Below are 15,524 nucleotides of genomic sequence, written 5' to 3' on the forward strand. Positions count from 1 at the left end.
AGTCGCAGCGGAACCGGTCGCGGAGGTAGGTGTGAAAGGCGCATAGATGACATTGGCCCTCCTGCCGCACGCGCGGTGGGGCAGGAAGGCACATAGCTCGGCAGGCGTCAGATGTCGCTTTCGAAGATCATGTGGAACTGACCGCCGTAAGTACCCTGCTTGTAACCGCCGCCCGGTTCGGTAGGCGCGATGGCGAAGGCCAGAGACTTGCCGGATGCGGCCTGGGCTGCGTTGGCAACGGTGATCTTGGCGGCGGCCGTTGCCGGCACGACCACGTTGTCCAGTTTCACCGCCAGATCCACGACGTCCGCGGCCGATGCCATCTGCGCCGGGGCGGACAGATAGGCGGTGATGGCAGCCGGCGACTTCACGTTGATCACGCGACCGGTCAGTTCGCCGAGCACCTGGCGTGCGGTATCCCACGGCAGATTCTGCGGCAGGCCTTCCCAGCCGTCCGGCGTGGACACCTGCAGGCCGGCAACGTTGGGAACATCAGCCGACACATTGACGGTGATCGATTTGGTTTCGGTAGCCGCAAAGCTGACGGCCGGGGTGATGAGCAGGACTGCCGCAGCCGCCATCGCGTGTTTCAAGAAGGACATTCAGATACTCCAGGGTGAGTGGGTACAAAAGCCAGGACAAGGGCAAAGCAGTCCCATCGGACTCCTGGCGGGCCCGGGCGGGACAATGGCGTTGGTGGGGGACGGACGGTCAGCGGCGACTGTCGATGCTGCGCTGGCGTTCGCCCTCCTTCAGGTCGTAACGGATGAAATGCGTATCGTCAGACGCCAGCACGTGAGAGCGGCCGGGGCGTACGTGCACGATGATTCCGGGCGTACAGGCGTCGACCTTGGCCCGCTCGCACTGGCGCAGGTTTTCCAGAACAATGGTGGCGTTGCCGTGGTTGTGGATCTGGCCGGACTCGATGCGGGTGTCATAGCGCGGGTGTTGTGGCGCGATGAACAGCACGGTGCCGAAGCCGGTGAACACGCGGATGGCCGAGGAAAGCTCTGCGGCCTGCTGTGCCTGTTCCTCGCTGAGCGAGAATTCCTCGGCACTGGGCGCCACCGGCACGAAACGCAGGCGGTAGTAGCGTTCCTCGTCGCGCAGGCCCCGATATACCAGACGTGTGGCCTGCTGGCCGTTGCCTGCGATGATCAGGCGACTGGGACTGGCGATGACCCCACGCGCCCCAGGCGCGTTGCGCACCAGCGACGGCGCATCCACCGGAACTTCGACGGGGTTGTCATCGGCATCGAAAAAGATCTCTGCCACTTCCACCCGGACGTAGGCGGTGCCAGCGCCGGTATTGCGGATGCGTTTGAGCAGGTTGCTGCTGCCGGGCTGCAGGTAGTCGAAGAGGACGCCGACATTGATCTGCGGTGCACCGGCGTGACTGGGGAACGCCAGCGCACACAGCAGCAGGACATGGACGACACGTGACATGGGACCGCTCGTTTTCAGGAGCGTGGAGTGTGTCGTTGCGTCAAACGCCCCGCTATGAAATTAGTTGTAAGCCGAAGCGCGCAGCGTCGAATTCGGACGATTCCTAAATGCTCATCGCCCGTGCTGCCAGCATGGCCGGCAATCAAGGCACCTTGCCCGCTGCCGCGTACCGGCAGGACACGAATCCCTGCCGCACTCAGGCGAAATGCTCGTCTCCGCTCGGGCCGTGGCCTTCGGCGTGCACGCCCTGCCCTTCCATGATGCGGCCGGTGCGGGTGATCGGCGCGCCCAGCGATTCGGCCACGAAGTGGCACGCCCGTTCCGCACGTTTAAGGGTTACGCCAAAGAGGCGGCGCGCAGAGCGGTTACATCCGTGCCAACCAAGGTTGGCACCTACCAGAGCAACACCGTAGCGCCGGGCCATGCCCGGCGTTCTCATGTGTCAGGCGAAGTGCTCGTATCCGCTCGGGCCGTCGTGGCCTTCGGTGTGCACACCCTGCCCTTCCATGATGCGGCCGATGCGGGTGATCGGCACGTCCAGCGATTCGGCGACGTAGTGCAGCGCGTCGCGCTGGTCGGCGGCGGCGGTGAAGCACAGTTCGTAGTCGTCGCCGCCGTGCAGCGCGCAGTCACGGGCGCCATCGCGGCCGAGCAGTTCGCGCAGTGCCGACGACATCGGCAATGCATCGGCATCGACTTCGGCGCGTACACCGCTGCGTGCAGCGATGTGGCCCAGGTCGGCCAGCAGGCCGTCGGAGACGTCGACGGCGGCATGCGCGAATGCACGCAGGCGCAGGCCCAGGGTGACGCGCGGGGTGGGACGCAGCAGGCGCAGGCGCAGGGTTTCGTAGTCGGCCAGCAGGGTGGCGGCGGTGACGTTCAATGCGCCCTGCTGCCACAGGCGCAGCGCACCGGCAGCATCGCCGAGGGTGCCGCTGACCCAGATGTCATCGCCAATCTGTGCGCGATCACGACGCAGCGCCTGGCCGCGTGACACCTGGCCCATCGCGGTGACCGACAGCGACAGCGGGCCACGCGTGGTGTCACCGCCAATCAGGGCGATGTCGTGCTGGTCGGCCAGGGCGAAGAAGCCATCGGCGAAGGCATCGATCCAGTCTTCGCTGGCTTCGGGCAGCGACAGCGCCAGCGTGCACCAGGCCGGGCGCGCGCCCATCGCGGCGAGGTCGGACAGGTTGACGGCCAGCGTCTTCCAGCCGATGTCGAACGCCGGGGTCTCGGCCGGGAAATGCACGCCGCTGTTGAGCGTGTCGGCGGTGACCACCAGTTGCTCGTTCGGGCGCGGCTGCAGCAGCGCGGCGTCATCGCCGATGCCGAGCACGATATCGTCGCGCTCGACGGTGCGGGCGCGGATGCGGTCGATGAGGGCGAATTCGGCCAGGGACATGGGGCGCTCCCGCGTTTGTACGTGCCGCGCCGTGCGCGGTGGGCGGTAGTGCCGGCCGCAGGCCGGCAACCTCAGAATCCCTGCAGTTGCCGGCCAGCGGCCGGCATTACCACAGGTGGGTCAGTGACCCGATTCGACCTTGCGCCATTCCACGGCGGCACGATCCAGCACGCCGTTGACGTAGGTGTGGCCATGTTCGGAACCGAAGCGCTTGGCCGATTCGATGGCTTCGTTGATCACCACGCGGTACGGCACGTCCAGGCGGTAACGCAGTTCGTAACCGGCCAGGCGCAGCACGGCGCGTTCGATCGCGTCCACTTCGTCGATGCCACGGTCCAGGTACGGGCCGAAGGCTTCGTCGATGTCGCGACGGTTGTCGAGCACGCCATGCACCAGCGCTTCGAAGTACGCCAGGTCGGCGATTTCGCGGGCCTGTTCGTGGGCGAACTGGGCGATCAGCGACTGGCCGTTGCCGCCGGAGATCTGCCAGGCATAGATGGCCTGCACGGCACGACGGCGCGCGCGCGAGCGCAGCACCGGATCGATGCCATCGCGGCGGACGGGTTTACCGGAGGGCTTGCCCTGGGTGTTCTTGTTCATGGCAGCTGCTCCAGAAGGTTGACCATTTCCAATGCGGCGAGCGCGACTTCCTCGCCCTTGTTGCCGTGGCTGCCGCCTGCGCGGGCCTCGGCATCTTCCACGCGTTCCACGGCCAGCACGCCGTTCAGCACCGGCACGCCGAAGTCCAGCTGCACGCGCATCAGGCCTTCGGCACAGCGGTCGGCCACGTGTTCGTAGTGGCGGGTGTCGCCACGGATCACGCAGCCCAGGGTGAGGATGGCGGCGTGTTCATGGGCGGCGGCCAGGCGCGCGGCGACCAGCGGCAGCTCCCAGGCACCCGGCACGCGGATCACGTCGATGTTGGCTTCGGCAATGCCGTTGCCGGCCAGGCTCTGGCGGGCGCCAGCAACCAGCACATCGGTGATGCGGGCGTTCCAGCGGCTGGCCAGGATGGCGAAGCGCGCCGACTCGGGAGTGCGAAGATCGCCTTCGTAGTGGCTCATATGCGGCTTGGGATTCGATTAAGGGGTAATTCTACCGTGGATGGGCCCCGGCCGTGGCTGGCGGGGGCCCGGGGGCGTGCCGACCAACGGTCGGCACCCACCAGCTGCAGTGGGCCGCCCCTTTGTGGGTGCCGACCGTTGGTCGGCACACCGAGCGGGTTACGGGGTGACCGTCTCCACCACTTCCAGGCCGTAGCCGGCCAGGCCGATCTGGCGGCGCGGGGTGCCCAGCACGCGCAGCTTGCCCAGGCCCAGGTCGGACAGGATCTGCGCGCCGGCACCGTTGCGGCGCCACTGGCTCACGTCCTTGTCCTTGCCCGGCACGACCGGCGCCGGCTGCTGGCGCAGGCGGGCCAGCAGGCCTTCGCCATCGCGCGGGGCCGACAGCACCACCATCACGCCACTGCCTTCGGCATCGATGGCACGCAGGGCATCGGTGGCCGCCACGCCGAAGTCATCGCGGCGCCAGTGCAGCAGGTCGGCCAGCGGGTTTTCCACCTGCACGCGCACCAGGGTGGGCGTGTCCGCATCCGGGGTGCCGCGGACCAGGGCGAAATGCAGGTCGTGGGCGATGCGGTCGCGGTAGGTGACCAGCTTGAACGGGCCGAACTCGGTCTCGATCTCGCGTTCGTCCACGCGCTCGACGGTCTTTTCGGTGGCCAAGCGGTAGGCGATCAGGTCGGCGATGGAGCCCATCTTCAGGCCGTGCTCGCGGGCGAACACTTCCAGCTCCGGGCGGCGCGCCATGCTGCCGTCCGGGTTGAGGATCTCCACCAGCACACCGGCCGGTTCCAGTCCGGCCAGCATGGCCAGGTCGACGCCGGCTTCGGTGTGGCCGGCGCGGGTCAGCACGCCACCGGGCTGGGCGATCAGCGGGAAGATGTGGCCCGGCTGGTGCAGGTCCGACGGCTTGGCATTGGGCTTCACCGCGGTGCGGATAGTGTGCGCGCGGTCGTGTGCCGAGATGCCGGTGGTCACGCCCTCGGCCGCTTCGATGCTGACGGTGAAGTTGGTCTGGAACTGCGCGGTATTGGCCTGCACCATCGGCGCCAGGCCGAGGTCGGCGGCGCGGGTGCGGGTAAGCGGCAGGCACACCAGGCCGCGGCCATGGGTGACCATGAAGTTGATGTCCGACGGCTTGACCAGCTCCGCAGCCATGATCAGGTCGCCTTCGTTCTCGCGGTCTTCGTCATCGACGATGACGACCATGCGGCCGAGGCGGATGTCTTCCAGGATGTCGGGAATGGGGGCGAAGTTCATGCGCGGGCTCCTTCACCCAACAACCGCTCGACATAACGAGCGACCAGATCGATTTCCAGGTTGATCGCGCTGCCCACGCCGGTGGCGGAGAACGCAGTATTGGCCACGGTGTGCGGGATCAGCGCCACTTCAAAGCCCTCGTCGTCCACTTCGTTGACGGTGAGGCTGACGCCGTCCACGCAGATCGAGCCCTTCTTGGCGATGTAGCGGCGCAGGGCGGCCGGCGCGGCGAAACGCCAGCGCTGGGCACGCGCATCTTCATGGATGGACAGGACCTGGCCGAGGCCGTCGACGTGGCCGCTGACCAGATGGCCGCCGAGGCGGTCGGTCGGGCGCATGGCACGTTCGAGGTTGATGACCGCACCTTCGGCCAGTTGACCCAGCGTGGTCAGGCCCAGGGTCTCGGTGGACGCATCGGCCTGGAAGCTGCCGGCGTCGAATGCGATGACGGTGAGGCAGACGCCGTTGATGGCGATGCTCTCGCCCATCTGCACGTTGTCGAACGGCAGATTCCCGACATTGAAAGTAAAGCGGACATCGCCGCCGATGGATTCGCGTGCGGCCAGACGGCCGACGCCTTCGATGATTCCAGTAAACAAGTAACGTTCTCCGCGAAAAGTGAGCGAAAAACGCCGCAAGGCAAACAGGCGGGCGCAGGGCCGCAAAGGCCCTGTGGCACCGTCTTCTTTCATCCGGACTATACCGTCGGCTCCGGCATTGGACCGGATCTGCTGACCCCCGACGGTAAGGCCGGGGCGCTCGCGGGCTCGTGCTTGCGCACCTACCGCCGGTGGGGAATTGCACCCCGCCCTGAAGACGTTTGTGTACCGGCGAACCGGCCGGCGTAGTGTACCAGCCCCTGCTGAACGGGGTGGATGACGGGGTCGGATCCCTTTCCGCAGGAAAGGGCTCTGAGCCCAGGGACCGGTGGCGCAGCAGGACTGGGGTCAGAGCCGTTTCCCGATGGGAAACAGATCCGACCCCCAACCCCGGCCCGCCCCAGCCTGTGACGGCCGTCGCTCGCAATCTGTAAAAATTTCATTAACATGCGCACCGGACGACATGAGGTCGCCACGGGCCGCCCGCTGGGCAGACCCGCCAATGGACTGAAATTCACAGGAATTCCCATGCGCAAGATCCTGATCGTGGCCGCTCTGCTGGCCGCCGCTCCGTTCTCGGCCTCCGCCGACGCCCTGAGCTACACCTACGTCGAAGGCGGCTGGACGCAGGTCAAGGTTGACGACAACGCACTGGACGACCCGAAGGTCGACGGTGGCTACCTGCGTGGCTCGGTCGCCGTGGCCGAGCAGGTCTACGTGTTCGGTGGCTGGTCGCGCACCAGCAAGACCTACCACTACAGCGATGGCTCGCTGAAGGTTGAACTGAATCAGCCGGAGCTGGGCATCGGCTACCACATGCCGTGGACCGACCGCGTCGACTTCACCGCCGACATCGCCTGGGTGCGTCAGAACGCTGAACTGACCGATCGTTACGACGGCTACAGCGACCGCTACAAGGACCACACCAACCTGGCCCGCGCCACCATGGGCATCCGCGGCAAGCCGTCGCGCATGACCGAAGCCTGGGCCAAGGCCGGCTACATGGACGGCGGCAACAACTACAAGGGCACCTGGGTCGGCACTCTCGGTGGCCAGATCAACTTCACCAAGACCTGGGGTCTGGTGGGTGAGATCTCCGGCTACCGCGACGTTACCCAGTACTCCGCCGGCGTCCGCGCCAGCTTCTGATCCAACGATCGCTCCTCGTCGTGCGATCGAACGGGCCCCGCAAGGGGCCCGTTTTTTTGTCCGCTGCGCACCGTCACCTGGCTGCTTCTCGCCATCGAAAGCGTGGGCAGATGCGCTAGTCTTGCGCGCCTCTGGAACAGGAAAACACCGTCATGAAGACCCCCACCCGTACCCTTCTGGCCAGCGTGCTGCTGTGCGCCCCGCTGGTCGCCACGGCCGCCCCGGCCACGCTGTCGCCCGAACAGGCGTTCGACCTGTATGCACGCACCCTGCTGGAGGACGACGCTGCCGCCACGCGTGCGCTCAACGACGCACTGAAGCCGGCGTTCGAGGGCCAGGATGCAGTGACACCGTCCCCGGGTGCGCTGGCCAAGGCGTTGGCCGAACCCTGGCAGACGGTGCTCGCAAGCGCCGGCGCCAAGGCCGACGCCGCCGCCACCGAAGCGCTGTATGCCAAGGCCCTGCGCGATTCGAAGTGCCGCGCGACCAAGAGCGTGATCGAAGACAACGAATACGTGGACGACCAGAAGCTGGCGCGGATCACCTTCAGCTGCCAGGTGCCCGACCTGGGCAAGGTCCGCCCGCTGTTCGCCGCCAGCCTGGCCGCCGATGCCACCCCGGCCTCGCGCAAGCAGTTCACCGACGCCTACACACAGGCACTGCAGAGTGGCGCGCGCGTGCCGGTCAGCGGCACCTTCACCCTGTACCCGGCCAAGGACAACGGCTACTGGTACAGCGGCAACTTCGATGACCTGGTGGGCACCGTCGCCGGTGCGCTGGCCCCGTTCGAGGACTGGATGCAGGACGCGCAGGCGGCCAACGCGCCGAAGGTAACCGGCGTACCTGGCTGCGACCTGTTGCTGCAGCAGCACCGCGCCTGCGTGGCGAAGATCGCGCCGGACCAGATCAGCGGCGTGGATGCGATGGCCGAGGAACTGAAGGCCAAGGCGCAGGTGAAGTCGGCCGATGAGATGACGCAGGAGTGCAAGGCGCTGCGTCCGATGGCCGAGATGATGTGGACCGATGCGTGCGCGTGAGTTCGCTGCGCTGAAGCGACTGGGGCTGGCTGCATTGCTGGCCCCGGTTGCGGCACAGGCGGCGCCGCCTGTGCCGACGTCCGGACACGTGTTCGAGCTGTACGCACAGGTGATCGTGCACGGCGATACCGCGGCCCAGGCCGAGCTGGGCCGCTATCTGGGTACAGCCAAGGGCCCGGCGATCGCGGCGGCGCTGGCGAGCGTAAGCCATCTCGAGCAAGCGCCTGAAATGGCCGATTGGCCGCAGGCCGCCGCGGCCCTGCGCAGGCGCCAGACATCGGTGCGTTGCAGTGTCGGCAGCGTGCATCATCCGCAGGCAGACGTCGCCGATGTTGACTACCGTTGCCACCTGCCGGACCTGACGGCCCTGCTGCCCGTCTATCGTGCGCATCCGGTGCCATTCAACGGACCACATCCACCGCAGATGTCGAGCGAACTGGTCACGGCGTATACGCAGATGATCGCGACGGCCCCGAACCGGGAGAGGATCATCACCGTGTCCTTCGAGCGCGATCATGACGGTGGCGCTTGGCGCGTACAGAACCCCTCGCCGCTGATGGGCGGGCTGGCCGATGCGTTCCTGCCGTTCTTCGAGTGGAACGAGCACCCGCCTGGCGAGGATCGTTGAACCCCTTTTCATGCCCGCAGCAGCAGGCGCAGGTCGTCGCCCACCTGGCGCTGGTCGATCACGCGCAGTCGGCGCTGCTGGTCCATCGCGCCGATGCCGAGGTCGGCCAGCAGTGGGCGGCCGCTGTCGCCCAGCAGTGTGGGTGCTTGGTAAAGCAGCAGTTCGTCCACCCAGCCACCACGCACCAGCGCGCCGGCCAGGGTTGCACCGGCTTCGGTATGCACCTCGTTGATACCGCGTTCGGCCAGCAGAGCCAGCACCGCGCCCAGATCAAGTCGGCCGTGGCGCATGGCTACGCTGGCGAAGGCCGCGTCGGCTGCGTCAGGCGGGCTGACCATCGCATCGTGCAGGTACAGCGTCGGACCTCCACCTTCGCGCACACGGCTGCATTCCAGCGAGCGCAGGCGTGAATCGAGGACCACGCGCAGTGGCGGCAACACTTCGGTGTCGGCCAGGCGCACGGTCAGCATCGGGTCGTCGGCGATCACGGTGTCGGCGCCGGTGAGGATCGCGCCCGCGCGCGCGCGCCAGTGCTGCACGTCCTCGCGAGCGGCGGGGCCGGTGATCCACTTCGAGCTGCCGTCGGCCATCGCGGTACGGCCATCGAGGCTGGCGGCCAGTTTCACCCGCAGCCACGGACGGCCGCGCTCCACGCGGGACAGGAAGCCCTTGTTGAGTTCGCGCGCCTGCGCCGCCATCAAGCCCTCGGCAACGTCGATGCCGGCGTTGCGCAGCAGGTCAAAGCCCCCGCCATCGACCTTCGGGAATGGATCGCGCATCGCCGCGACCACGCGCGACACACCAGCTTCGATCAGCGCCAACGCGCACGGCGGCGTGCGGCCGTAATGCGCGCACGGTTCCAGGGTGACGTAGGCAGTAGCTCCACGTGCTTCGCTGCCGGCTTCGCGCAATGCGAACACTTCGGCATGCGGGCCGCCAGCACGCTGGTGCCAGCCCTGCCCGACCACACGTTCGCCGTGGGCAATGACGCAGCCCACCATCGGGTTGGGGCGGGTGGTGTAGGCGGCACGCTCGGCCAGACGCAGTGCGTTGGCCATGTGCAGGTGGTCGAGGACGGAGAACAGGGTGGTCATGCGGCCATGGTAACGCCGCCGGTGTTGATCCACGCCATGCGTGGATGAAGCGTACGGCGCCAACCAAGGTTGGCATCTACCGGGGCGGTCAGCCCTTCTTCTTCTTGGTCAGGGCAATCACATCGCCCAGCAGCTGCAGCTGTTCGGTACTGGAAGGCAGGTCGCGTTCAAGCTTCTCGATCTCCTCGCGGAAATCGGCCACGTCCTCGAAGCTGCGATAGACCGAAGCGAAGCGCACATAGCCGACATGGTCGAGCTTGCGCAGTTCGTTCATCACGAACTCGCCGACCTTGATCGAGGGCACTTCGCGCTCACCGCTGATGCGCAGCTGATGGACCACGGCGCGTACCGCCGCTTCGATCTTGTCTTCGGCCACGGCACGCTTCTGCAGCGCGCGGTCGAAGCCTGCACGCACCTTGCGCTGGTCGAACGCCTCGCGGGTGCCATCGCTCTTGACGATGGCGGGCAGCTTCAGTTCGACCGTTTCCATGGTGCTGAAGCGCTCGCCGCAAGCTTCGCATTCACGCCGACGACGGATCGTCGCGCCGTCTTCGGAGACGCGCGAGTCGATGACCCGGGTATCGGCATGTTGGCAGAAGGGGCAGTGCATTGAACGCCTGGCTCAGGGAGTACCTATTGCCACGGTCATGGCAGCGTCGCAAAGGTACCTGAGAAGGGCCGCAGCAGCAAATGCTGGCTGCGCGGAAGCACCTGCATTTCAGCCAATCCAATCGTCCAGCGAGGTCTGGACTACCCACTCAACCGGGTGCGGGCGGCACCGAGGCGGCGCGAGCCCAGCGCAACCACACCAGGTGCCCCGCCATCACCAGCAGCGGTGGGCCAAAGCCAAGGAAGGCCAGGGTCGAGATCTCCCCGTGCTTGAAGGTGAAGTACAGCGTGGCGGCAACCACGCCCAATGCAGCCAGAGCCCCCAGCGCCAGCCCTACCCAGGCGACAACCGGGGAGTGACGCAGGCCGGTAACCCCGCGCCACAGGAAGAGACCGCTCAGCCACAACCAGGACAACACGCCCAGGATTCCGGCCAATGACCACAGCAGCAACAGCCTGTGCTCGTCGCCCGTCAGGTACTTGCCGTCCCATACGACCATCAACCCCAGCACGGCACCTGTGCCGCCTGCCGCCACGGTGGGCAGGCCTACCAGCAGGCCGGCGATCGCCATCCAGCGTTTGTGCAGACGCTCATCCATGCGTTCGATTTCCTTCCCTGGGCCGCGTCATGCGCGGCGTTTGATCCACACCAGCATTGCAGCCGGCACCAGCATCGACGGGCCCAACAGCAACAAGCCGATGCCTTCGCCGTGCACGGCGATGCCCCACCACAGCGCCAGCCCCAGCGGAGGCAAGGCGGCGAGACCGCCCGCCAGCAGCATCCACCACCAGAGGCGGTGCACGTGCAGCCCGGCACGCCCCTGCAGCAGAAAACCCGCGCTGAGCCACAACCAGGCCAGGCAGCCGGCAATGCCGGCCAGGCCCCACAGCGGCATCACCGTCACCGAGGCCAGCGTGCCATGGCCGAACTGGCCCAGCCCCATCAGCAGCAGCATCGTCGCCGCCGCGCCGCCCATCGCCAGGCTGGGCAGGCCAAACAGCACCGCCAGCGCGGTGTAGAGGTACTTGAGGTGGCGCTCATCCATGCGCGGTTACTCCAGTGCAGGGGTCAGAGCCCTTCCCTGCGGGAAGGGATCCGACCCCGGCTTCGATCCGGGTTTCGGGGTCGGATCCCTTTCCGTCAGGAAAGGGCTCTAACCCCTGCTTCGATCAGCCGTAGACCGGATACTTGCGGCACTGCGCGCTGACGGCGTCGCGCACGCGGGCGATGACGGCGTCATCGCTCGGCGCGTCGAGCACGTCGGCGATCCAGTTGGCCAGGTCCACGCAGTCCTGCTCGACGTAGCCGCGGGTGGTCACCGCCGGGGTGCCCAGGCGCAGGCCCGAAGTGACGAACGGCGAACGCGGGTCGTTCGGCACCGAGTTCTTATTGACAGTGATGTGGGCCTTGCCCAGCGCGGCTTCCGCATCCTTGCCGGACACGTTCTTGCCGATCATGTCGACCAGCATCAGGTGGTTCTGGGTGCCACCGGAGACGATCTTGTAGCCGCGCGCGATGAGCGTGTTGGCCATCGCCTGGGCGTTCTTCACCACCTGCTGCTGGTAGGCCTTGAAGCCCGGTTCCAGCGCTTCCTTGAAGGCCACGGCCTTGCCGGCGATGACGTGCATCAGCGGACCGCCCTGGATACCCGGGAACACGATCGACTGCAGCTTCTTGACCAGGTCTTCGTCGGCGCCCTTGGCGACGATGATGCCGCCACGCGGGCCGCGCAGGGTCTTGTGGGTGGTCGAGGTGACCACATGGGCGTGTTCCAGCGGGCTCGGGTAGACGCCTGCGGCGACCAGGCCTGCAACGTGGGCCATGTCGACGAACAGGTAGGCACCGACCTTGTCGGCGATGGCACGGAAGCGCGCCCAGTCGATCACCTGCGAGTAGGCCGAGAAGCCGGCCACGACCATCTTCGGCTTGTGCTCCAGGGCCAGGCGCTCGACTTCGTCGTAATCGATCAGGCCCTGGTCGTTCACGCCGTACTGCACGGCGTTGAACAGCTTGCCCGAGGCGTTCACCTTGGCACCGTGGGTGAGGTGGCCGCCGTGGGCCAGGCTCATGCCAAGAATGGCGTCACCCGGCTGCAGCAGGGCGAAGTAAACGGCCTGGTTGGCCTGCGAACCACTGTGGGGCTGCACGTTGGCGTAGTCGGCGCCGAACAGCTGCTTCAGGCGGTCGATCGCCAGCTGCTCGGCGATGTCCACGTATTCGCAACCACCGTAGTAGCGCTTGCCCGGGTAGCCTTCGGCGTACTTGTTGGTCAGCTGGCTGCCCTGGGCTTCCATCACCGCCGGGCTGGTGTAGTTCTCGCTGGCGATCAGCTCGACGTGGTCTTCCTGGCGCTGGGTCTCAGCGGCGATGGCCTTGGCCAGTTCGGGATCGTAGGATTCGATGCGGACGTCACGCGGGAACATCGGGTACTCCAGCAGGCAGGGAAAGGGGTACGACTCAGCCCTTGATTGTAGCCCCGCACCGGCCTGCTGGGGCCGAAAAGGACGGGGCCGGCATCCCCGAAGGAATCCGGCCCCGTATGGTTTCGTCAGTGGGGTCAGAGGCCTTTCCGGTGGAAAGGGATCCGCCCCCTGCCGCGATCTTCAGCGGTTGCTGAGCACGTACTGGGCGATCACGCCGGTTGCGATGGCCACCAGCAACATGTTGCCGCGGTCATCGCGGATCCATTGGTGCCCGTACGGCGGGCGGCGCAGGTGATAGCGCGGATAGTCGTTCACCACGTAGATCGGGCCGCGGTAATAGTCGCGGTAGCGGTGGCCGACCTTCCAGCCATAGCCCGGGCCATAGGCTGGGCGATAGACCACGCGCGGCGGCGCTGGGCGGTAGTAACGGTCATGGTCGCGGTGCCATTCACGGCGGTCCTGGCGATAGTCGCGCCGGGCCTCGCGGCGATCACGTTCCCACTCACGGCGATCCTGGCGCCATTCGCGGCGATCCTCGCGCCACTCGCGGCGGTCATGGTCGCGGCGGTGATCGTTGTCGGCGAAGGCCGGGGCCACCGCGCCGAGCGCCAGCACAGAGGCCACGGCTCCGGCCATTACTCGATTGATGCGCATGTCAGACCTCTGCTTGGGTGGGTGGTGAGCCCATATTGCGCACCCGATCTGAACCGTTTCCAGCTGGAAACGCTTCCTGCCGCGGGACTGTGACGGAGTATTCAGGCCGCAGCCAGCCCGGCAGCCCTTCCCGGGCGCGGCGCGGAACCGGTTCCGGCTATAATTGGCGGTATTCCTTTTCAGTCTGTGCCCGCTGCCGCAACGGGAAGCTCCCCGTGACGGATCGGGCGCAGGGCCGCGCCTACGGAGACCTCATGTCCTCGCAATACATCTACACCATGAACCGCGTGTCCAAGGTGGTCCCGCCCAAGCGGCAGATCATCAAGGACATCTCGCTGTCGTTCTTCCCGGGCGCGAAGATCGGCCTGCTGGGCCTGAACGGCGCCGGCAAGTCCACCGTGCTGAAGATCATGGCCGGCGTGGACACCGATTTCGAGGGCGAAGCCCGCCCGCAGGCTGGCATCAAGGTCGGCTACCTGGCGCAGGAACCGGAGCTGGACCCGACCAAGACCGTGCGTGAAGCGGTCGAGGAAGGCGTGGGCGAAGTGCTGCAGGCGCAGGCTGCGCTGGAAGCGGTGTACGCGGCCTATGCCGAAGAAGGCGCCGACTTCGACGCCCTGGCCAAGGAACAGGAGCGCCTGGAGGCGATCCTCGCCGCGGGCGATGCGCACACCCTGGAAAACCAGCTGGACGTGGCCGCCGATGCGCTGCGCCTGCCGCCGTGGGATGCCATCGTCGGCAAGCTGTCCGGTGGTGAGAAGCGCCGTGTGGCGCTGTGCCGCCTGCTGCTGCAGAAGCCGGACATGCTGCTGCTGGACGAACCGACCAACCACCTCGACGCCGAGTCGGTGGAATGGCTGGAACAGTTCCTGGCGCGCTACACCGGCACCGTCGTGGCCGTTACCCATGATCGCTACTTCCTGGACAACGCCGCCGAGTGGATCCTGGAACTGGACCGCGGCCGCGGCATTCCGTGGAAGGGCAACTACACCGACTGGCTGACCCAGAAGGATGAGCGCCTGAAGCAGGAAGACAATCAGGAAAAGGCCCGCCAGAAGGCGATCCAGAAGGAGCTGGAGTGGTCGCGCCAGAATGCCAAGGGCGGCCGTACCAAGGGCAAGGCCCGTCTGGCCCGCCTTGAAGAGCTGCAGTCGGTCGATTACCAGAAGCGCAACGAGACCAATGAAATCTTCATCCCGCCGGGCGAGCGCCTGGGCCAGGCGGTGATGGAGTTCAAGAACGTCTCGAAGAAGTTCGGCGACCGCCTGCTGTTCGACAACCTGAGCTTCCTGGTGCCGGCCGGCGCTATCGTCGGCATCATCGGCCCCAACGGTGCCGGTAAGTCGACCCTGTTCAAGATGATCACCGGCCAGGAAAAGCCGGACACCGGCGAGATCGTGGTCGGCCCGACCGTGAAGCTGTCCTACGTGGACCAGAGCCGCGACGCGCTGGAAGGCAACCACAACGTCTTCCAGGAAATCGCTGGCGGCCTGGACATCCTCAACATCAACGGCATCGAGATCCAGTCGCGCGCCTACATCGGCCGCTTCAACTTCAAGGGCCAGGACCAGCAGAAGATGGTCGGTTCGCTGTCCGGTGGTGAGCGTGGCCGCCTGCACATGGCCAAGACCCTGCTGCAGGGTGGCAACGTGCTGCTGCTCGACGAACCGTCCAACGACCTGGACATCGAAACCCTGCGTGCGCTGGAAGATGCGCTGCTGGAGTTCCCGGGCAACACCTTCGTCATCTCGCATGACCGCTGGTTCCTGGATCGCATCGCGACCCACATCCTGGCGTTCGAAGGCGATTCGCACGTGGAGTTCTTCCAGGGCAACTACCGCGAGTACGAGGAAGACAAGCGCCGCCGCATGGGCGACGACGCTGCGCCGAAGCGCCTGCGCTTCAAGGCGCTGAAGTAAGCAAGAACGAAAGGCCGCGCTCGCGCGGCCTTTCGCCTTTCATGGGCCGCAATCGATTTTTATTGACGCTTTTGGCCTCTTCGCGACGCGCTTCAACGCCACCCGGCTGAAGGCTGCCCGTGTAAAGCAGTGTTGATTCCTTGTCGCACACGGCATCCTCCGTACTTTGCAACTCGTTGTATGTTCCCGGCCCAACGCTTCGGTTTTCCTACGCACCCGATTCATCCCCCTCGTAG

At 66.4% G+C, this 15,524-nt stretch carries 17 protein-coding genes and 1 riboswitch; of the genes, 4 read left to right on the forward strand and 13 right to left on the reverse strand.

The window, feature by feature from the left end:
- Window positions 1-107: 107 nt before the first annotated feature.
- The 7 genes from V9K93_RS10770 to V9K93_RS10800 form a co-directional block, all read right to left on the reverse strand.
- Complete coding sequence (locus tag V9K93_RS10770) at window positions 108-602, reverse strand: CS1 type fimbrial major subunit (RefSeq protein ID WP_025876629.1); 495 nt, start codon at window positions 600-602, stop codon at window positions 108-110.
- 109 nt (window positions 603-711) lie between these two features.
- Window positions 712-1,446 (reverse strand): CS1 fimbrial subunit B flags: Precursor, encoded by a 735-nt coding sequence (locus tag V9K93_RS10775; RefSeq protein WP_136638846.1) that lies wholly within the window; start codon window positions 1,444-1,446, stop codon window positions 712-714.
- 442 nt (window positions 1,447-1,888) lie between these two features.
- Complete coding sequence (gene thiL, locus V9K93_RS10780) at window positions 1,889-2,851, reverse strand: thiamine-phosphate kinase (RefSeq protein WP_099782816.1); 963 nt, start codon at window positions 2,849-2,851, stop codon at window positions 1,889-1,891.
- A 120-nt stretch (window positions 2,852-2,971) separates the two neighbouring features.
- Window positions 2,972-3,451 (reverse strand): transcription antitermination factor NusB, encoded by a 480-nt coding sequence (nusB, locus tag V9K93_RS10785; RefSeq protein ID WP_025876637.1) that lies wholly within the window; start codon window positions 3,449-3,451, stop codon window positions 2,972-2,974.
- Complete coding sequence (gene ribH / locus V9K93_RS10790) at window positions 3,448-3,915, reverse strand: 6,7-dimethyl-8-ribityllumazine synthase (RefSeq protein WP_025876639.1); 468 nt, start codon at window positions 3,913-3,915, stop codon at window positions 3,448-3,450. Before ribH ends, nusB begins: the two co-directional genes overlap by 4 nt.
- A 159-nt stretch (window positions 3,916-4,074) precedes the next feature.
- The gene (ribB, locus tag V9K93_RS10795; RefSeq protein WP_136638844.1) at window positions 4,075-5,175 is read right to left on the reverse strand and encodes a 3,4-dihydroxy-2-butanone-4-phosphate synthase; all 1,101 of its coding nucleotides are present in this window, start codon (window positions 5,173-5,175) and stop codon (window positions 4,075-4,077) included.
- Window positions 5,172-5,774: a riboflavin synthase gene (locus tag V9K93_RS10800; RefSeq protein ID WP_088480869.1), complete on the reverse strand. Its 603-nt coding sequence runs from the start codon at window positions 5,772-5,774 to the stop codon at window positions 5,172-5,174. Before V9K93_RS10800 ends, ribB begins: the two co-directional genes overlap by 4 nt.
- 77 nt (window positions 5,775-5,851) lie before the next feature.
- Window positions 5,852-5,997, reverse strand: a riboswitch (FMN riboswitch).
- A 305-nt stretch (window positions 5,998-6,302) separates the two neighbouring features.
- Here V9K93_RS10800 and V9K93_RS10805 point away from each other — a divergent pair.
- The 3 genes from V9K93_RS10805 (at window position 6,303) to V9K93_RS10815 (ending at window position 8,588) form a co-directional block, all read left to right on the forward strand.
- The gene (locus tag V9K93_RS10805; RefSeq protein WP_046982679.1) at window positions 6,303-6,923 is read left to right on the forward strand and encodes a hypothetical protein; all 621 of its coding nucleotides are present in this window, start codon (window positions 6,303-6,305) and stop codon (window positions 6,921-6,923) included.
- Window positions 6,924-7,075: 152 nt separating this feature from the next.
- On the forward strand, window positions 7,076-7,960 hold the full coding sequence (locus V9K93_RS10810; RefSeq protein WP_337302540.1) for a hypothetical protein: 885 nt from the start codon (window positions 7,076-7,078) through the stop codon (window positions 7,958-7,960).
- An 88-nt stretch (window positions 7,961-8,048) separates the two neighbouring features.
- Window positions 8,049-8,588: a hypothetical protein gene (locus tag V9K93_RS10815; protein ID WP_337302541.1), complete on the forward strand. Its 540-nt coding sequence runs from the start codon at window positions 8,049-8,051 to the stop codon at window positions 8,586-8,588.
- An 8-nt stretch (window positions 8,589-8,596) separates the two neighbouring features.
- Here the strand turns inward: V9K93_RS10815 and ribD are convergent, their stop codons facing one another.
- From ribD to V9K93_RS10845, 6 genes are all read right to left on the reverse strand, one after another.
- Window positions 8,597-9,682, reverse strand: coding sequence for a bifunctional diaminohydroxyphosphoribosylaminopyrimidine deaminase/5-amino-6-(5-phosphoribosylamino)uracil reductase RibD (gene ribD, locus V9K93_RS10820; RefSeq protein ID WP_253079749.1), 1,086 nt, complete (start codon window positions 9,680-9,682; stop codon window positions 8,597-8,599).
- Window positions 9,683-9,770: 88 nt separating this feature from the next.
- Window positions 9,771-10,292 (reverse strand): transcriptional regulator NrdR, encoded by a 522-nt coding sequence (gene nrdR / locus V9K93_RS10825; protein ID WP_004143350.1) that lies wholly within the window; start codon window positions 10,290-10,292, stop codon window positions 9,771-9,773.
- 148 nt (window positions 10,293-10,440) lie between these two features.
- Window positions 10,441-10,890 (reverse strand): hypothetical protein, encoded by a 450-nt coding sequence (locus V9K93_RS10830; protein WP_295378450.1) that lies wholly within the window; start codon window positions 10,888-10,890, stop codon window positions 10,441-10,443.
- Between the two features lie 27 nt (window positions 10,891-10,917).
- Window positions 10,918-11,337, reverse strand: a complete 420-nt coding sequence (locus tag V9K93_RS10835) for a hypothetical protein (protein ID WP_153856276.1) — start codon at window positions 11,335-11,337, stop codon at window positions 10,918-10,920.
- A gap of 124 nt (window positions 11,338-11,461) precedes the next feature.
- Window positions 11,462-12,715, reverse strand: coding sequence for a serine hydroxymethyltransferase (gene glyA, locus V9K93_RS10840; RefSeq protein WP_337302542.1), 1,254 nt, complete (start codon window positions 12,713-12,715; stop codon window positions 11,462-11,464).
- A gap of 180 nt (window positions 12,716-12,895) precedes the next feature.
- Window positions 12,896-13,369: an RcnB family protein gene (locus V9K93_RS10845; protein WP_136639790.1), complete on the reverse strand. Its 474-nt coding sequence runs from the start codon at window positions 13,367-13,369 to the stop codon at window positions 12,896-12,898.
- Between the two features lie 254 nt (window positions 13,370-13,623).
- On the opposite strand from V9K93_RS10845, the gene ettA reads away from it, so the two are divergent.
- Window positions 13,624-15,288: an energy-dependent translational throttle protein EttA gene (gene ettA, locus V9K93_RS10850; RefSeq protein ID WP_046982668.1), complete on the forward strand. Its 1,665-nt coding sequence runs from the start codon at window positions 13,624-13,626 to the stop codon at window positions 15,286-15,288.
- Window positions 15,289-15,524: the final 236 nt, after the last annotated feature.

The organism is Stenotrophomonas sp. CCNWLW162 (assembly GCF_037203745.1).
GTDB classification, from domain to species: Bacteria; Pseudomonadota; Gammaproteobacteria; order Xanthomonadales; family Xanthomonadaceae; genus Stenotrophomonas; species Stenotrophomonas maltophilia_AQ.

Bases quoted from the DNA above. Each gene is read 5' to 3' on its own strand.
- ribB (WP_136638844.1), bottom strand. From the start codon at position 5,175: ATGAACTTCGCCCCCATTCCCGACATCCTGGAAGACATCCGCCTCGGC.
- V9K93_RS10805 (WP_046982679.1), top strand. From the start codon at position 6,303: ATGCGCAAGATCCTGATCGTGGCCGCTCTGCTGGCCGCCGCTCCGTTC.
- V9K93_RS10775 (WP_136638846.1), bottom strand. From the start codon at position 1,446: ATGTCACGTGTCGTCCATGTCCTGCTGCTGTGTGCGCTGGCGTTCCCC.
- V9K93_RS10830 (WP_295378450.1), bottom strand. From the start codon at position 10,890: ATGGATGAGCGTCTGCACAAACGCTGGATGGCGATCGCCGGCCTGCTG.
- nusB (WP_025876637.1), bottom strand. From the start codon at position 3,451: ATGAACAAGAACACCCAGGGCAAGCCCTCCGGTAAACCCGTCCGCCGC.
- glyA (WP_337302542.1), bottom strand. From the start codon at position 12,715: ATGTTCCCGCGTGACGTCCGCATCGAATCCTACGATCCCGAACTGGCC.
- thiL (WP_099782816.1), bottom strand. From the start codon at position 2,851: ATGTCCCTGGCCGAATTCGCCCTCATCGACCGCATCCGCGCCCGCACC.
- ribD (WP_253079749.1), bottom strand. From the start codon at position 9,682: ATGACCACCCTGTTCTCCGTCCTCGACCACCTGCACATGGCCAACGCA.
- V9K93_RS10835 (WP_153856276.1), bottom strand. From the start codon at position 11,337: ATGGATGAGCGCCACCTCAAGTACCTCTACACCGCGCTGGCGGTGCTG.
- ettA (WP_046982668.1), top strand. From the start codon at position 13,624: ATGTCCTCGCAATACATCTACACCATGAACCGCGTGTCCAAGGTGGTC.
- ribH (WP_025876639.1), bottom strand. From the start codon at position 3,915: ATGAGCCACTACGAAGGCGATCTTCGCACTCCCGAGTCGGCGCGCTTC.
- nrdR (WP_004143350.1), bottom strand. From the start codon at position 10,292: ATGCACTGCCCCTTCTGCCAACATGCCGATACCCGGGTCATCGACTCG.
- V9K93_RS10770 (WP_025876629.1), bottom strand. From the start codon at position 602: ATGTCCTTCTTGAAACACGCGATGGCGGCTGCGGCAGTCCTGCTCATC.
- V9K93_RS10810 (WP_337302540.1), top strand. From the start codon at position 7,076: ATGAAGACCCCCACCCGTACCCTTCTGGCCAGCGTGCTGCTGTGCGCC.
- V9K93_RS10845 (WP_136639790.1), bottom strand. From the start codon at position 13,369: ATGCGCATCAATCGAGTAATGGCCGGAGCCGTGGCCTCTGTGCTGGCG.